Raw genomic sequence first — 16,968 nt, 5'->3', positions numbered from 1 at the left:
CTGCCGACTTTTGCCCGCATTGTCACCTCATTTCACTCTTACTTCTCCTTTGTTTTGTCAACCAAACAGGGGTCGTTTCGCATTTCTTTGACACCTTCTTCCCTTCACACCTTCACACTTTCCCCCTCGTTCCCCACTCGCTATTCGCTACTCGCTTTCCGAGTGCAACGCGGTGGGCTAAGAGATGAGGGCACCTCACAAGTGCACGGGCACGTGAGGGCGCTCGGGGACGCCTGCGGCGGTGCGGAGTGCGCCGTACGCCGTTTCGAGGTGGCGGCGCATGCGCGCGATGTCGGGCATCGCCGCGGCATCGGCAATCACGGACACCGCGAGGGTCTGGTTGTAGGTGAGGATGCCGAAGGTGACGCTGACCTCGGGCGCGACAGGAAGGTACGGATAGTAGGCCGTCATGCGGCGGCCAAGGAGGTACAGAGGGATTTGGGGGCCAGGTACATTCGTGACAACGGTGTTGATCGCCGGGAAGCCGGAGAACGTAGTGAGCAACGTCGAAACAGCAGGCATGCGCGTGAGGCGGCCCACCGCGGACTGGAGCATTGGACCGGCCTGAATGGCGCGAAGGGCGCCATGCAGCGCGTGGGCGATGTGTATTTCCTTCAGGCGCGTCGTGTGCGCGTGGACGCGTTCAAACAGTTCGATGGGGTCGTCGATCCCGAGCGGGATTTGCACGGGCAGCATCGAGACTCGGTTGCCCATCTGGCCGCGCTCGTGTTCGTGACGGAGACTGACGGGAACCATGACGCGGAGCGTCTTGCGGTCGGGGCGGACGCCGTGCGCCTTCAGGTAGCGGCGGACAGCCAAGCCGACGACGGTGAGCATGACGTCGTTGACCGTGCCGCCAAGCGCCGCGCGGACCGCGCGGACTTCCGCAAAGGAGTGTTCGCACCACGCGAGGCGCTTCCTGCCGGAGAGGCGGTGGGCGTTGAACGGCATCCGATCGATAGGCAACGAGAAGGTGCGGACGACACCCAAGACCTCTTTCCATGTGGTGAGGGTGGTGTCGAACGACAACGATTCGAGGAACTTTGCCGCGCCTTGCTTGGCTTCCGTCCAACGAGTCACTTCTTCGACAGCGGTGTCCCAGAGCGCGTCGAGGATGGGACGGGCCGAAACGTCATTTCGACGCGGACGGTTGTCGGTGACGGGAACGTCTATCGGCTTGCGTCGGTGGTCGTGCATGACAGCGCCTAGCTCGACGCCGGTTATCCCATCGGCGAGGCAGTGATGCACTTTTGAAATGATGGCGGAGCGGCCGCCCTCGAGCCCGTTGACGAGATAGAGTTCCCACAGCGGCTTGTCGCGGTCGAGCATCTTGCCAAGGATGCGCCCGGACAAGGCACTCAGTTGCGATACCGTGCATTGCGCCGGCGCAGTGACCTCGAAGATGTGCCGGAAAATGTCGAAGTCCGGATCGGCGCGCCAGGTCGGATAGCCGAGGTGCAGCGGAGTCGGAACCATAACCTGCCGGTAGCGCGGGAGCAGGTGCAGGCGGGACGCGACGTGCTTCACAAAGCGCGCGAGCGAGATGCGTCCGTCGTAGATACAGACGCTCCCAATATGCATCGGCGCGACGGGGGATTCGATGTCAATGAAGATCGCGTCGAGCGCGCTGAAACGGCGCGGCAGTTTCGTGTGGGCCATTGTGGGTCCCCCAAGTTGGCCCGTAGACATAATCAGGGTAGAACGAATCGGGAAAAGTTGCAAGTTGAATACTTGTGTGGACGTAAACCGTCTACACGTAGAGGCCATCGCGGGCTGACAAGCGCAGTGGGGATACGTACAATGCGCCGACGAGGGGTGAACTGAAGCATGTCGAATTCCGCTACAAAATTCGTGCTTGCCATCGACCTGGGTACGGGCGGGCCGAAGATCGCGCTGGTGTCCACGCGCGGGGAAATCGTTGCGCACGAGACGGAGGACCTTGCGATCACGTTCACGCCGGACGGCGGCGCGGAGCAGGACGCCAACGAGTGGTGGAATTCCGCGGTGCGCGCGACGCGGAGGATTTTGGAGCGAAGCGAAGTGCCGCGCGAGGATATCGTAGCCGCGAGTGTGACGACGCAGTGGTCGCTGACCGTGCCGGTGGACAAGGACGGCGAGCCGGTCTCGAACGCGATCTGCTGGATGGACACGCGCGGCGCGAAGTATTGCAAGGCGCTGAGGGACAGCCCAATCAAGATTGCGGGATGTGGTCCGGTAAAGTTGTGGCGCTGGCTCCGGATTACGGGCGGAATGCCGCAGGATTCGGGAAATGATTCGCTCGCGCACGTGTTGTTTCTGAAAAACGACCGGCCCGACGTGTATCGGGCAGCGCACAAACTGCTCGAACCGATGGACTTTTTCACGCACCGGCTTACCGGCAGGTTCGCTGCGTGTTACGGCGGGGTGTTTGCGCTGTGGGTGGCAGACATGCGCGACGCGAACAGGCTTCTCTATCACGACGGATTGATGAAGATGGCAGGCATCGACCGCGAGAAGTTGGCGGACCTCGTGCCGCCCTTGACGGTGTTGGGCAATTTGACCGAGCGCGCTGCGAATGAATTGGGACTGCACACCGATGTGCAGGTGATAGTCGGAACGGGCGACAATCACTCGTGCACCATCGGCTCCGGCGCGGTGCGCGATTACGAAGGGCACGTGTACGTGGGAACCACATCGTGGCTCGCGTGCCATGTGCCGTGGAAGAAACTCGATATCTTCCACATGCTGACGACGGTGCCGGCGGCAATCCCCGGGCGCAATATCGTGATGGCGCAGCAGGGCACCGGCGGAGAATGTTTTAAGTGGCTGAAGGACAATGTTCTCTTCGCGCCTGGCGAGGCGCCGGCGGATGCCTTCGAGCAAATGAACGATCTGGCGAAGACCGTTCCGCCGGGAAGCGACGGGCTGATGTTCACGCCATTTCTTACGGGCGCGATGACGCCGGTGGACGACCATTACACGCGCAGCGCATTCGTGAACCAGACGCTGAAGACGACGCGCGCGCATTTCTGTCGGGCGGTGATGGAAGGGGTGTCGTACAATTTGCGGTGGCTGTTGCCGCACGTCGAGAAGTTCATCGGGCGGCGCTTCGAGTCGCTCAGTTTCATCGGTGGCGGCGCGCAGTCGGGCACGTGGTGTCAGATCATGGCGGACGTGTTGGACAGACCGATCCGCCAAATCGAGGAACCGCGCCAGGCGAATGTGCGCGGGGCCGCGCTGCTCGCGGCGATGGCGCTGAAATACATTACATTCGAGGAAGTATCTGCCGCCGTTCAAGTGCAAAAAACGTACTTGCCCTGCAACGAAAACCGCTTAGTATATGGACGTATGTTTAAGGAGTTTGAGTCATTCTATGGCGGGAACAAAAGTATGTTTCGGCGGATCAATGGCGTTCAACACAAATAGTTCGCACAAACATGAGTGGGCCAATGGCGCGCGCGCAATCTTCATCGTGGCCATGTGCTATTGCGGGTGCGGACATCCCCCAGAATGCTACCCACCGAACCCTGAAGATTTGATCGCGCCGACTTCGGCACAACGCGAAGGTCTTCAAAGATTCTTTGCCGCGCTGGGTCACAAGTTACCAACGGAGTCGAGTGTCTCCATAAGACGCCGTGGTTCGCCCTCGCTTGCTTTGCCGGAAGCATCTATCTATTGGGAACCGACCAGCCTTCCGGTATTGCGGGGGAGCGCAATAAAAGCACGAGAATCGGACGGGATGGTGACTGCATTCATTACAGGCGACCCTTTTCATGGTCCGCCTGGGTTTGCAGCCGAAGTAGATGAGGACGTGCCGGAGGCCACGGCGTGGGCGGCGGCCGAACCCGTCCTGCGGTATTATGGCCTGTCTACATCGCGCGTTGAGTACGAACTGAAATTGGAGGATTTGTCGACGGGCCGTTCGTGGCGAGTCTCGACACAAGACAATACACACGACCCGTCAAATATGGCCAATGTCGAAATTACTGTTTCGGCGACGACGGGCAAAGTAATCGCAGTGAGATATGGACCCATCCTGCAGAATAGCCAAAAGTAGGGCAAGCAACCGGCAGTACGCGGATAATCCGCTCTGCTGCGAATCGCGAGAGGAGTTAATAGATGTCGGACAATGGGCACGGCCCGCTCGATCTGGAACAAGCGCTGCACCCGTATCGCGGGAAGTTTAGCAGTCATGCGAAGTTGCCGGCGGCGGGGGTGAGCCGCGCGGATGTGCTACAGGAAATGGAAACGATTGCGGGGCTCGAGGAGAAGCGCTGGCGCGAGGGGTACGCGTCCGGCTCGGTGTATCACGGCGGGCAAGAACACATTGAATTCCTTAACAAGGTGTACGCGCTGAATTCGCAGGCAAACCAATTGCACGCGGACATCTGGCCGAGCGCGTTCAAGTACGAAGCGGAAATCGTGTCGATGGTCGCGCACATGCTCAACGGCGAGGCAACGGGCGCGCCCGTTGGGAGCGAGGGCGGTGTGTGCGGGTGCGTGTCATCCGGCGGGACCGAGAGCATTATGCTCGCGATGAAGACCTACCGCGATTGGGGCCGCGCGACAAAGGATATCACCGAACCAGAGATGGTAATTCCCGTGTCGGCGCATCCCGCCTTCGACAAAGCAGCGCAGTATTTTGGGATCAAGCAGGCGAAGTATCCGCTCGATGCGGCGTTCCGCGCGGATGTGAAAGCCGCCGAAGCAGCGATCACGAAGAATACCGTGGTCATGATCGGCTCCGCTCCAAATTTTCCGTACGGGACGATCGATCCGATTGAACAATTGGCCGAACTGGCACGTGAGCGTGGCATCGGTTTTCATACCGATTCCTGCCTCGGCGGGTTCCTGCTGCCGTGGGCGGAGAAGTTGGGGCATCCGGTACCGCCGTTCGATTTTCGTGTGCCGGGTGTCACGTCGATGACGTGCGACACGCACAAGTACGGGTACGCCGCAAAAGGCACGTCGGTGGTGCTGTATCGCAACGCGGAATTGCGCCGGCACCAGTACTTCACGACGTCGGATTGGCCCGGCGGCCTCTACCACTCCCCCACGTTCGCGGGCAGCCGGCCGGGCGGGTTGAGCGCGGCGTGTTGGGCGGCGCTAGTGACCATGGGCGAAGACGGTTACCTCAACGCGACGAAATCCATCCTGGATGCGGTCGATGTGATGAAGGCGGGGGTGCGTTTGATTCCTGAACTGCAGCTCTTCGGCGAATCGGTCGGGGTGTTCGCCTTTGGTTCGGATCAAATTAACTCTTACGAACTGCTCGATGCGATGTCCGCAAAGGGCTGGGCGCTCACGGGACTTCAGTTCCCGCCGGGCATCCACGTCAGCCCCACGCTGCGTCACGCGCAGCCGGGAGTCGCCGAACGGTTCATTCGGGATCTGAAGGACGCCGTCGCGCACGTGAAGGCACACCCGAATCCCGAAGGCGGCATGGCGCCAATCTACGGCATGGCGGCGACGGTCCCGGATCGGGCAGTCGTGCACGATCTGCTGAAGAGCTTTATGGACATGTATTATCAAGTCTAGATCACTTTTCGGTGAAAGAAGGCGCTATAATTACAGCATCTGCTGGAGACTTAATCCATGACACAAGCACTTGAGAAAGCAATTGCAGCGCTCCAGGTCATTTCTGACGAAGAGCAGGACGCGATTGCCGCATTGATCATGGAGGAGTTGGCTGACGAACAGCGCTGGGACGATGCGTTTTCGAATTCACAGGAAGTCCTGTCGCGCATGACAAAGGAAGCGCGCGAAGACGCACAATATGGTCGGGTTAGGGAAGCCGGAATAGACGAACTGCGAAGTCGATCTTAACGGACGGCTTCCGGGCAATGTTCAAACGACTGCCGAATGACGTGAAGACACTCGCGCGAAGATCCTACAGGCCTTGGTGGACCAATACGATGCATCCAAGTCAACACTTCGAACGCATTCATGCTAATGAGCCGTTACATTCCGTGCGTATTGGGAAGGGGTGGCGTGCGGTTGGGTTGGTTGAAAACGACTCAATTACGTGGATTTGGATTGGGTCACACGGCGATTACGATCAACTTCTCCGCAATCAGTAGCCGCCCGGGAGAATAACATGATGAGAACGGCAATATGTGTCCTGACCGCCTTGGTGCTCGCGATTCAAGTCGAAGCAACTGGTAATCGAAATGTTCGCATTGTGAGTATTGGATTCAGCGCAAGGCCGGTAGCGCAATTTCTGGATGTCGTAAAGCGAGAGGCAGCCAAAGGCGCGGACCTGATTGTATTGCCGGAGACGTGCACGGGCAATGAAAAACCGGAGGCCGTAGACGGTCCTGCGATCCAGGCGATGCAGGCGGTTGCGCGAGAGCATAAGACGTATGTCGTCTGTCCAATCGATCGGATGAAGGGAACGACGCGGCTGAACACGGCGGTGTTGATCGATCGCGCGGGTAGCGTGGCGGGCATGTATGACAAGGTGTACCCGTACTTCTCGGAGTACGACCTGAAACCTCCGGTAACGCCGGGTACCGACGTTCCCGTGTTCGACACGGACTTCGGCAAGCTGGGGATCGCGATTTGTTTCGACGTGAACTTCCCGGACGTATGGCAGCAGTTAGCGGACAAGGGCGCGGAAATCGTGGTCTGGCCAAGCGCGTATTCCGCGGGATCATCGTTGCAGGCGCACGCGCTGAACCATCACTTCTATATCGTGACGTCCACGCTGCTGGCGGATTGCATCGTCTACGACATCACCGGCGAGTTGCTGCTCAGCGAAAAGCGCGACGATATCAACGTGTCGCGGATCACGCTCGATCTCGACCGGGGAATCTATCACCAGAACTTTAATATGGACGGACGCGATCGGCTTTTGAAAGAACACACCGGTGAGGTCGCGCAAGAAAAATGGCTCGACAAGGAGCAGTGGTTTGTCCTGCGGTCGACAAAGCCGGGCGCAAGTGCCCGGGCGCTTGCTAAAGAATACGGCATGACCGAACTGCGCGATTACAAGTCGGCAAGCAGGAAGAAGATCGACGCGATGCGTCAAGAAAACGTCGCGCGATCGGCGAAATGATCGCGCGCAGTTCTCCTCTCCTGCGTCTCGTCGTAATCTTACTGTCAATACCACACGCGCATGCTGAATTCCCGCTTGCCGGCGAATGGCCGTGCGCCGGACGCAATGCCGGACTGGATGCACATTCTCCGTTGAAGGGCAATATCACCGCGCCCACCGTTGTTTGGAAACATGGCATCGGCAGTATCGAGTCGTATTTGGCGATCACTCCTTCCACCGAAACGACTGTTGTGAAACTTCCCACCCTGGCGAACGCCCCGGTTCCGGATTATGCCTCGTCCGACCACTGGGGGCTGCGACCGCCGCATGGAAATGTCGCAGGACGCGACCAATCCATCCCGCGCGATGCGCACGTGACGTATGCGGACGCGCTGCCGGACCTTCCGGGGCTGGAAAAGTTCGAAGTGCGCCGCACCGGAACAGTCGCGTGTTTCGCGTGGGAAAACGGCGCATGGTCGCAGGTGTGGGAGACAGCAAGGCAGGACTTCGGCGATTCGGTGCAGATGCTGCCGATCGCGGGCGACTTCGACGCGGACGGGAAACTGGACCTTGCGTTCCTCCCTTGGTGGCAATTGATCGTTCTCGATGCAGCGACGGGTGAGCAGAAGTACGCGTGCCGGTTTACCGAGGGCCGCAGCTACGGGTATTTCGGCGCGCACGATCTCGACGGAAACGGAACGCAGGAATTCGTCGTGATGGCGGATTTCGCGAAACACATCGATGTGCTGGGATTTCGCGATGGGAAGCTGACGTTGCTCTGGCAGCGGCCCATCGAGTTGGACATCTCCGATCCGCGGAAAATTCTGCGCGTAAACCCCGATTGCGTCACCGACGTGGATGGCGACGGGAAGAAAGAGATCATCGCGTGCGGGTACAACGATCGCGCCGCGGCGGCGTGGGCCATTACGGTCCATGACGGGATGACGGGCGATGTGCGTGCCGAGTGGACGAACGTGTTCTTAAGTGGTGTCGTTGACGTGGACAGCGACGGCGCGGCGGAGTTGCTCGCAACGCGGTGCAGTGGCAATGGCGTTCCGGAAACGGCAGGTGCGTTTATTCTCGATTATCGAAACGGGCATTGGGACACCGCCTGGGAAGACGCAACATGTGGCTGGCAAATGTCGGAAAAGCCGCTTTCACTCAATATCAACAGCGGTGCAACGTTCGCGAATCGCACTGCGCTCGTGCGCAGTGCCGGGGACGGCGCGTTCGCGGTCTTTAGACGAGCCGGTTCGACGCGTCAGAAATCGCTTGTGATGTCGCGATGGAGCGAGTCCGGTTTCGCACCGGTGTACGAAGCGCGCGGCGAGGATATCGACGCGATTGCGATTGGCGACTCTGGCGCTACGCTGGCGCGCGCGGTTTACGCAGACGAACCGTCCGCGCACCTTGAAGTCTCGAACGCCAGCGTGACGGTAATTGAATCGCGAAAGGCGCCGGTTGCCACAGCGCCCGTCGCCGTTGCGTACTGCGAACGGTCTAAGTCCCGCTATGTGATCGCGTGCGGGCACGGCGAGTCCATCGTGGCGTTCCGTGTTGACGGCAAGGAATTAGAAACGGCCTGGCGGGTATCTGGCCGCGGCCAGAGCATAAGCTGGCCGCAGACGCTTGGGCCCGTTGTTGCGGATTTGCGTGGTGACGGCGGGCGGCAGGTGGTTTACGCGACGCAGAGTCCCGCGGGGTGCGCGCGGATAGTCGCCCGGGAGATCGAAGGCGATGTTGTGTGGACGCACGACTTTGCGCAGATTCCCGGAACGCCGCCGGTGTGGAATTCCGGCGGCGCGATACTGTGGCGCGCGGGCCATTTCACTTCGAGGGAACGGCAGGACGTGCTCGTTACGGTGCGGCGTTCGATGATGCACAGCGACGAGACGGCATTGTTGTCGGGTGTGGACGGTCGCGAAATCTGGCGGCGCAACCGGCAAAAGAACGAAATGCACAACCGCGGCGTAGGCGGAGTACCGTTTGCGCTCGCGGATTTCAACGACGATGGTTTAGACGATCCCGCCACGTTCTACCCAAGCCAGTTATACACCCTCGCGGGAAACACCGGCGCGAACATCACCTTCACGAACACCGTTTGGCCGCAAGTGGGACCGAACCCCGTATACTTCGGCATCTCCATCGCACGCGATCTGGATCGCGACGGCATCGCGGAGATCGTTATGGCGGGCAGTCAAATGACCGGCGCGATCAAACGCGACGGAAGCTTGCTGTGGCACGACGCCGTCGGGACGTCGCCAAATACGTTTGCGTTCGGCGATTTCGATGGCAATGGCAAGGAAGAAATCATCGGCATCGTATACCCGGATGGCGTTCGCTGTTACGATGCGATGACGGGTTCCGTAATCTGGAAACTCGCCCCGCCAACGAATGAAACTCCGACCGGCGCGGCGAGCGCAGACATCAATTCCGACGGGATTGACGAGGCAATAGTATCCGCAGGCTCGACCTTATACAGCATCGGCCACGATGCGAAAAACAGCGCCGGCACAGTTCTTTGGTCACTTTCCTTCCCGGCAGCTATTGGTCCCCCGGCCATCGCTGCCACTGACGCTTCAGGCACCGCCTCCATACTTGTCACCGGCCAGGACGGCCAAATCTACTGCGTTCGTTGAAAGAATTCCGAATGGTCCGAATGGCTTCCGACTTCTGGCTCCTGACTCCTGACTCCTTTCTTCGGTATACTTATCTCGTAAGCAGGCCGGACGGCCGCGGCGTCCTTGTGGCGTCGAGGAAAGTCCGAACTCCACAGGGCAGGGTGCTTGGTAACGCCAAGGCGGGGCGACCCGACGGAAAGTGGAACAGAAAGCATACCGCCTACGTTACGCGTTTCGCGTGACCGGCAAGGGTGAAATGGTGCGGTAAGAGCGCACCAGCAACCTGGCAACAGGTTGGCTCGTCAAACCCCACCCGGAGCAATTCCAAATAGGGGAGCAATGGAACGGCCCGTTCCGCTCCCGGGTAGGAAGCTTGAGGCGCGCGGCGACGCGCGTCCCAGATGAATGGCCGTCTCAGGGCCGCAAGGCCCCAGACAGAATTCGGCTTACAGGCCTGCTTACGACTTGCGTTTTCTCGGCCCTTTGGATGCCGTGGCGACTTTGCGTCGTGTCTTGGATGGCCGGGAGATGATACGGCGTCCCTTCTTACGCTCCTCTTCTTGTCCTCGGCGCAAGTCGTCGAAGATAGCCTTAATGTCATACCCGAACCGGGCGGCATGTTCGCGGCGGATTTGACGAATCTCTTCGACGATCGGGTCTATCCACAGCTTATTCATCGACTATCAACTCCTCTGGCGTACATATTATACACGGGGAGTACCCGCCATTCCTGCACAACCTGTCAATTGCCGTTCTCAATTCAGCGTTTGCAATGTGACGGCAATTCCACGTCACAAGATAGGCAGCGCCATACACTGTGGCGGCGGCAATATGGGTTGCATCACCCATGAAAGTCGCCGGCACGATACGCTTCAACACCAAGCGCCGGGCCAACGCCATCACCTCGTCATTAACGTCAAGAACAGGCATACCGACTGTCAACTCGATCCGCCTTCTTGCGGCGGCTCGATCGCCAGCCTCGATTTCTCGCAGGACCTGCTCCGAGATCACGAATTTGAAATACTTGCGCTGCGTGTCCCACCACTGCCGCGTAATGACCTGGTGTGCCTTGATGATAGGATCGCGACTCGGGCGCGCAGCCAAGTAACTGAAGATAGTCGATTCGATGTAGACCCGTGATTTCACGGCAGGAATCGTTTCGTTCGACTCGAATTCATGTGCCCACCATACTACTCGACGCTTTTGAGTTTCGGAAATTCTTCGATTTTGGCTGCTTTACTGCGCGTGCGGCAAGGGTGAAATGGAACGGCCCGTTCCGCTCCCGGGTAGGAAGCTTGAGGCGCGCGGCGACGCGCGCCCCAAATGAATGGCCGTCTCAAGGCCGCAAGACCCTAGACAGAATTCGGCTTACACGCCTGCTTACATTTGACCCAGTTAGGGAATAGAGGCTGTCATCGCGTCGAGAAGTTCGCGTCTACCAAAGGTCCGTGCCAATTCCAAGGGTGAATACTGCTCCTGCGAATTTGAGGGGATGCATGTAGGATCGGCGCCGAAAGCAACGAGAAGTTCTACAGCGCTAATTAGCATCGGCATTAAACATTCCCGTTCTTCTTCCAGCGACAAAGCTGCACCGACGATCACGCTCAAGGGTGTGCCAAATTTACTGTCAATATTGGCATCGGCACCCGCACGCAACAACGCCTCTACTATTGATAAATAGACGTCCGGCGTCGCAGCCCTATTTAGGCGTCCATCATCCCCATGCACCGTGAGATACATCATCGCCTCGACTAGCGGCGGAAAAGTATAATCGCCTTCGGGTTGTCCATTGGGGTTTACGCCTTGGTCCAATCCCAATTTCACTACACGCAGATTCCCCGTTCTAACTGCAGGACCGAGATTGTGCAGTTTGCCTCCTTGGCTTAGGATAAAATCAAAAGCATCGGACACATGCGCGCTACCTGCATAGTCAAGCACTGAGTATCCAGTTGCGTCCACATAGTTGATGTCCGCGCCCTTGTCGAGCAACAACTCCAACGATTCGATCGAGCCTGCAGTGGCAGCGGAGCGCAGCCCCAAGTCAGGTGACCCGCCATATTCCAGCACGATTTCGACAATCCTTGGATAATCATTGTACGAGCCTGGCCATGCTTCGTCTGCAATAGCTCCATTCTGCAAGAGAAACTCAACCATATCTGCATGCCCCTTCATGGCCGCTTCGGTCACGGGAGGCGACATAAATTGGTTCCTGTCGTCCGCGGTCGCGCCATGTGCCATTAGCAGTCGTGCCATTTGCACATTTCCGGTTTGCGCCGCAACTGGCATTAGCGGACCCGGAATTGTTCCTATTGACGAAATTCTCATGATGTAACCGTTGCGTGCACCAACACCCAATAGATTGAATTGGAGCCGTTTTCGTGCTAATTCAACATTGCCGGATTGTACCGCCTTTTCGAGCGTGACGTACTGCTTAAGATAAATGGTGGGCACGCTTGTCAGAATTAGGAGCATGATAACGCTCCAGATAATCGGCCGATTCATACATCGGAAATGCGTGGGAACAGCAGGCCAATATCTTGATGCCCTTCCGCAACCGAGCCAGATCACTAGATTGAACGCTACCAACGTCCAAAAGACCACAAATGCAAAAACAACGCCGCCATCAGTCATCGTGCGCCAAAACGTAATTCGGTCAAAATGGTCATCAAACGTGACTATGAAGTATGTCGCTCGCGGAGTTATGACCGCAGCAGGCAACAAAATTAGCGCGGCCGCAATTCGCTGAGCCGCGCGCCCTCCTCGGGTTCGCAAGACGGCGATAGCGATGGGTACAAGAATTGGTGTCCAGTACCCCAAAACGAGCAGAAGTCCGAACAGATCGCCCATGGGGATATATTAAAGCACAAAGTGGCTCTGTGTACTAATACGCATTAGGCGCTCAACGTCGATTAGGTCACGCCGCTTTCGGCGCGAGCGATAAGCCTTCCTTCCCATTTGCATCCACCAACACCCAGTCGCCCTCCTTCACCCGGCCTTCGAGGATTTCGATGGCGAGCGGGTCGAGGACCATGCGTTGGATGGCGCGTTTGAGGGGGCGGGCGCCGAACGCGGGGTCGTAGCCGTGCTCGGCGAGGATGTCGCGCGCGGCGTCCGTGAGTTCGATGGCGATCTTTTTATCTTCGACGCGTTTGAGCAGGCGCTTGATCTGCACGTCCACAATCTTGCGGATGTGTTCACGTTCGAGCGGGTGAAACACGACGATGTCGTCAATGCGGTTTACGAACTCGGGGCGGAAGTGCCGTTTGAGCACGCCGAGCACGTGCTCGACCTTTTCGTCGTAAGTGCCGTCGGTTTCCTGGAACACTTCGCTGCCGATGTTCGAGGTCATAATGACCACGGTGTTCTTGAAGTCCACGGTGCGGCCTTGGCTGTCGGTGACGCGGCCGTCATCGAGTAGTTGCAGCAAGACGTTGAAGACGTCGTGGTGCGCCTTCTCGATCTCGTCGAACAGGATGACGCTGTAGGGGCGGCGACGTACGGCCTCCGTGAGCTGTCCGCCTTCTTCATAACCGACGTATCCCGGCGGTGCGCCGATGAGACGCGACACGGAAAACTTCTCCATGTACTCGGACATGTCGATGCGGACCATCGCGTTTTCGTCGTCGAACAACAACTCCGCGAGCGCGCGGGCAAGTTCGGTTTTACCGACGCCGGTTGGACCGAGGAAGATAAATGAACCGATGGGCCGGTTCGGCTCCTTCAAACCGGCGCGTGCACGGCGCACGGCGTCGGACACGACGCGGATGCCGTCCTTTTGTCCGATGACTCGCTCGGAAAGCCGCTCCTCCATCTTGAGCAGCCGTTGCATCTCCCCTTCCATCATTTTGGTGACGGGGATACCGGTCCAGTTCGCGACGATTTTTGCGACGTTTTCCTCGGTGACTTCCTCTTTGAGGAAGCTGCCTTTTTTCTGTACTTCGGCGAGGTGCTTGTTTTCTGCCTCGATTCTCTTCTGCAGCTCGGCGATGGTGCCATAGCGCAATTGCGCGACCTTATCGAGTTGGCCCGCGCGCTCGGCGATTTCTTCCTGGCGCTTGGCCTCGTCGATTTCATTCTTGATCTTGCGGATGCGCTCGATGACGTCTTTTTCCGCCTGCCACTGGGCCTTCTTCGCGTTCAACTCTTCGCGTAGGTTGGCGAGTTCGTGCTCGATGCCTTCGCGCTGTTCGCGGCCCGCCTTATCGGTTTCCTTTTTCAGCGCGAGGTGCTCTATCTCGAGTTGGCGGATGCGGCGATCGAGCACGTCGATTTCGTAGGGCATCGAGTCGATCTCGATGCGCAGACGCGAGGCAGCCTCGTCGATCAGGTCGATCGCCTTGTCCGGCAGGAAGCGGTCGCTGATATAGCGGTGGCTCAAAACCGCCGCCGCCACGAGCGCGGTGTCCTGAATGCGTACGCCGTGGTGGACCTCGTAGCGCTCCTTCAGGCCGCGCAGGATCGCAATCGTGCTTTCGACGTCCGGTTCGCCCGCGTAGACGGGTTGGAAGCGGCGTTCGAGCGCGGCGTCCTTTTCGACGTGCTTGCGGTACTCGTCGAGTGTGGTTGCGCCAATGCAGTGGAGTTCGCCGCGCGCCAAGGCCGGTTTCAGCATGTTGGACGCGTCCATCGCCCCTTCCGCGCCACCGGCGCCGACGAGCGTGTGTAATTCATCGATAAAGAGAATGATGTTGCCTTCGCCTTCCTGCACTTCGCGCAGGACGGCCTTCAAGCGGTCTTCAAATTCCCCGCGAAATTTCGACCCGGCGATGAGGGCTCCGAGGTCCAATTGCGCGATGCGCTTGTTCTTGAGACTTTCGGGCACGTCCCCGGCGACGATGCGCTGGGCGAGACCCTCGACGATGGCGGTCTTGCCCACGCCGGGTTCGCCGATGAGCACGGGATTGTTCTTCGTGCGGCGGGACAGCACTTGAATGACGCGGCGAATTTCCTCGTCGCGCCCGATAACGGGGTCGAGCTTGCCGGCGCGGGCGAGTTGCGTAAGGTCGCGGCTGTATTTCGCGAGGGCTTCGTACGTTTCTTCGGCGTTCGGATCGGTCACGCGCTGCGTACCGCGCACGTCCTTTAACGCCGCGAGCACCGCATCGTGCGTCACGCCTGCCGACCTCAGAATCTCGGACACCGCATCCCCTCGAACGTCGATCATGCCGATGAGCATATGCTCGGTGCTGAGGTATTCGTCCTTGAGTTGCTGCGCGACTTTCCAGCCGGCGTCGAGCACGCGCTGGGCCGCTGTGCTGAGACCGGGCATGCCCGCCGCGCCACTGACGTGCGGCAACTGCGCCATGCGCTGCTGCACCTGCCCGCGCACCGCGTCTACGTGCACGCCCATCCGCTGAAGAATCGAGCCAACGACGCCCCGCTCCTGCGCGAGCAAAGCATCCAGCAAGTGCAGCGGAGTCAACTCCGGGTTGCCCTTCTGCGACGCGAGGTCTTGCGCTTCTGCCAGCGCTTCCTGGGCTTTAATGGTCAATTTGTCCAAACGCATTTCGGCAATTTCCTTTTGACAGACGAATTCACCGAATCAAAGGCAAAAGCCGTACCAACTTCCAACGACGGCAAACCAACGAGTTATGTAAAGTGTACACTGCCAACTGTTTCAATTTCGGCCATACCCGGTCTATTATTAAACACATCTGGGGCCGAAGGTTTACCCAAATCGGGTCCCGAGTTGCTGGTTCGCGCATTCCCTGCGCACGGGAGACCGAGTTAATGTATATCAACGTTTGCTGCTGACGTCGGTCAGGCCTTGGAGGAAGAGTCCGGTGTAATTGATGCGCAGAAATCTGTATTGCGCCGGGAGCGTTAGAGCGATCGCCCACGTGCATGCGGCGCCTGGCACAATCGCGATGCGCAGTGAAGCGAGGAGGCAACAATGCCAAGTCTATTGATTCAAATCTGGAATTTCATAACAAGCCTTCTTTGGTACATTGTATTTCATGACATTATCGACATTGTTTTCATGAACAACCCATAACGGCGCCGGTCAGTTCGTCAAAGTCTCATTACGCCCGGAGCTGTTCTCCGCAGTTACGAGAAATGCCTCCGCGCGAAGTATCTCCGTATTCTTCCCTTGCTGCACCTCCTCCGCAACCGGCTCGACGATGACATCCGGATCGATACCATTAAACTCAATCGGCTTGCCGTCGGCGCGCACGCGGCTGCGCGTGGCCATGATCACGCTGGCGACGCCTGACGGAAACGACCATTTCCGTTTCGCGCTGGATGACCCCGCCGTTTTCGTACCGAAGATGCGCGCCCCCGTGTGCTCCGCGATATCGCGCGCAAGCGTTTCGCCCGCGGAGATGCAGCCCGCGTCGATGATCACCGCGACGGGCCTGGGAATCGACTTCACATTCGCGATGAGAGCCTCGTCGTAGCCCCCGCCGCCGTTTCCGCGCAGGTCTACGATCCATCCCTTCGTATCCGTCACGCGCTCGAGCGCCTGCTTGACGCCTTCCGCGACACCCTGATCCACGCGCCGCAGGTACAAGTATCCAACACCGCTGTCCAGCCTCTTAAAGAAACACGACCGGCCGAAGGCCATCGTGTTTTCGGGAAAGTTGTAGGTATGCGGCCAACCGCGCGCCTCGGTGTCGCACGTCACCGAAACCTCCCTCTCCCCGCTGCTCGCAAGATAGCGAATCGTGTGCGTTTCGCCCTGCTTCCCGCGCAACGGAATCCTGTATGCGTGCAACCGCGCCCGCTGCGGCGACGACGCAAGCGAATGCTTCCACTCTTCCTCCGCGTGCCTTTCCAGATACTCGTACGCACTCGTCCCGTCAATCTGCGTAATCACTGTGCCAATCTTGGAGAGCTCACCAAGGATCGGGTTCGCGAACATGACGACAACTTTCTTCTCTGCGGCGGGCATGAAGCTAATCGCGGGGTAATACTCGGGCTCCGGTTGCGGCGGCACTACGCGCGCATCCGCGATTTGCATGTGCGAATCGCGCAGCACGCGAAACGCATCCGTCACAACCCCGAGAAACTCGCCGTCGCTCGCACAGGCATTCGCGCGCGCTTCCAGCATTGGCTTGGCCGCGTCCCACTCGCCGCGAATGTTCTTCAGATCGAAGAATGGATACGTATCGTCCACCGTCTGGGCAAACGCCCGCCAGTCGGCAACGTACTTCGGTTGCGGCTCTTGCGCCTGAACGATGGTAGCCGCGCAAACCGCACACGCCATCAAGATTGTTCGCATTAACGCCCCCTGCGCACTGCGCGAAATCGATACATTGTGTGTTCCGCCAATCGTAGCGCATCGCCCGGTCCGCCCGCACACCGCATATCCGATTGTTTCAAATCGATTAG

General features: G+C 58.8%; 12 protein-coding genes and 1 other RNA gene. 7 read left to right on the top strand and 6 right to left on the bottom strand.

Going from position 1 to position 16,968, the window contains the following annotated elements:
• Positions 1-195 precede the first annotated feature (195 nt).
• Positions 196-1,659, bottom strand: a complete 1,464-nt coding sequence (locus tag HUU46_14065) for a wax ester/triacylglycerol synthase family O-acyltransferase (protein NUM54766.1) — start codon at positions 1,657-1,659, stop codon at positions 196-198.
• A 168-nt stretch (positions 1,660-1,827) separates the two neighbouring features.
• On the opposite strand from HUU46_14065, the gene HUU46_14060 reads away from it, so the two are divergent.
• The 7 genes from HUU46_14060 (at position 1,828) to rnpB (ending at position 10,101) form a co-directional block, all read left to right on the top strand.
• The gene (locus tag HUU46_14060) at positions 1,828-3,405 is read left to right on the top strand and encodes a xylulose kinase (GenBank protein NUM54765.1); all 1,578 of its coding nucleotides are present in this window, start codon (positions 1,828-1,830) and stop codon (positions 3,403-3,405) included.
• Positions 3,353-4,036, top strand: a complete 684-nt coding sequence (locus HUU46_14055; GenBank protein NUM54764.1) for a hypothetical protein — start codon at positions 3,353-3,355, stop codon at positions 4,034-4,036. Before HUU46_14060 ends, HUU46_14055 begins: the two co-directional genes overlap by 53 nt.
• A gap of 62 nt (positions 4,037-4,098) precedes the next feature.
• Positions 4,099-5,517, top strand: coding sequence for an aspartate aminotransferase family protein (locus HUU46_14050; GenBank protein NUM54763.1), 1,419 nt, complete (start codon positions 4,099-4,101; stop codon positions 5,515-5,517).
• Positions 5,518-5,574: 57 nt separating this feature from the next.
• Entirely contained in the window at positions 5,575-5,805 is a 231-nt protein-coding gene (locus HUU46_14045; GenBank protein NUM54762.1) for a hypothetical protein, read from the top strand.
• A gap of 271 nt (positions 5,806-6,076) precedes the next feature.
• Positions 6,077-7,036 carry a carbon-nitrogen hydrolase family protein gene (locus tag HUU46_14040; GenBank protein NUM54761.1) on the top strand — a complete coding sequence of 320 codons (960 nt, stop codon included), beginning with the start codon at positions 6,077-6,079 and terminating at the stop codon, positions 7,034-7,036.
• A gap of 131 nt (positions 7,037-7,167) precedes the next feature.
• Positions 7,168-9,654: a VCBS repeat-containing protein gene (locus HUU46_14035; protein NUM54760.1), complete on the top strand. Its 2,487-nt coding sequence runs from the start codon at positions 7,168-7,170 to the stop codon at positions 9,652-9,654.
• Positions 9,655-9,732: 78 nt separating this feature from the next.
• An RNA gene (gene rnpB, locus HUU46_14030) (RNase P RNA component class A) lies at positions 9,733-10,101 on the top strand.
• On the opposite strand, the gene HUU46_14025 is transcribed toward rnpB, so the two are convergent.
• From HUU46_14025 to HUU46_14005, 5 genes are all read right to left on the bottom strand, one after another.
• Positions 10,095-10,304, bottom strand: coding sequence for a hypothetical protein (locus HUU46_14025; GenBank protein NUM54759.1), 210 nt, complete (start codon positions 10,302-10,304; stop codon positions 10,095-10,097). The two genes, rnpB and HUU46_14025, sit on opposite strands and share 7 nt — an antisense overlap.
• Position 10,305: 1 nt before the next feature.
• Positions 10,306-10,782, bottom strand: a complete 477-nt coding sequence (locus tag HUU46_14020; GenBank protein NUM54758.1) for a type II toxin-antitoxin system VapC family toxin — start codon at positions 10,780-10,782, stop codon at positions 10,306-10,308.
• A gap of 249 nt (positions 10,783-11,031) precedes the next feature.
• The gene (locus HUU46_14015) at positions 11,032-12,108 is read right to left on the bottom strand and encodes an ankyrin repeat domain-containing protein (GenBank protein NUM54757.1); all 1,077 of its coding nucleotides are present in this window, start codon (positions 12,106-12,108) and stop codon (positions 11,032-11,034) included.
• A 442-nt stretch (positions 12,109-12,550) separates the two neighbouring features.
• Positions 12,551-15,142: an ATP-dependent chaperone ClpB gene (gene clpB, locus HUU46_14010; protein NUM54756.1), complete on the bottom strand. Its 2,592-nt coding sequence runs from the start codon at positions 15,140-15,142 to the stop codon at positions 12,551-12,553.
• A 498-nt stretch (positions 15,143-15,640) separates the two neighbouring features.
• On the bottom strand, positions 15,641-16,858 hold the full coding sequence (locus HUU46_14005) for a hypothetical protein (GenBank protein ID NUM54755.1): 1,218 nt from the start codon (positions 16,856-16,858) through the stop codon (positions 15,641-15,643).
• Between the last annotated feature and the right edge of the window lie 110 nt (positions 16,859-16,968).

The sequence above is a fragment of the Candidatus Hydrogenedentota bacterium genome, from assembly GCA_013359265.1.
Lineage (GTDB): Bacteria > Hydrogenedentota > Hydrogenedentia > Hydrogenedentales > SLHB01 > JABWCD01.
The sequence above is the reverse complement of the archived record's forward strand: the minus strand, read 5'-3'. Positions and strand labels throughout refer to the sequence as shown.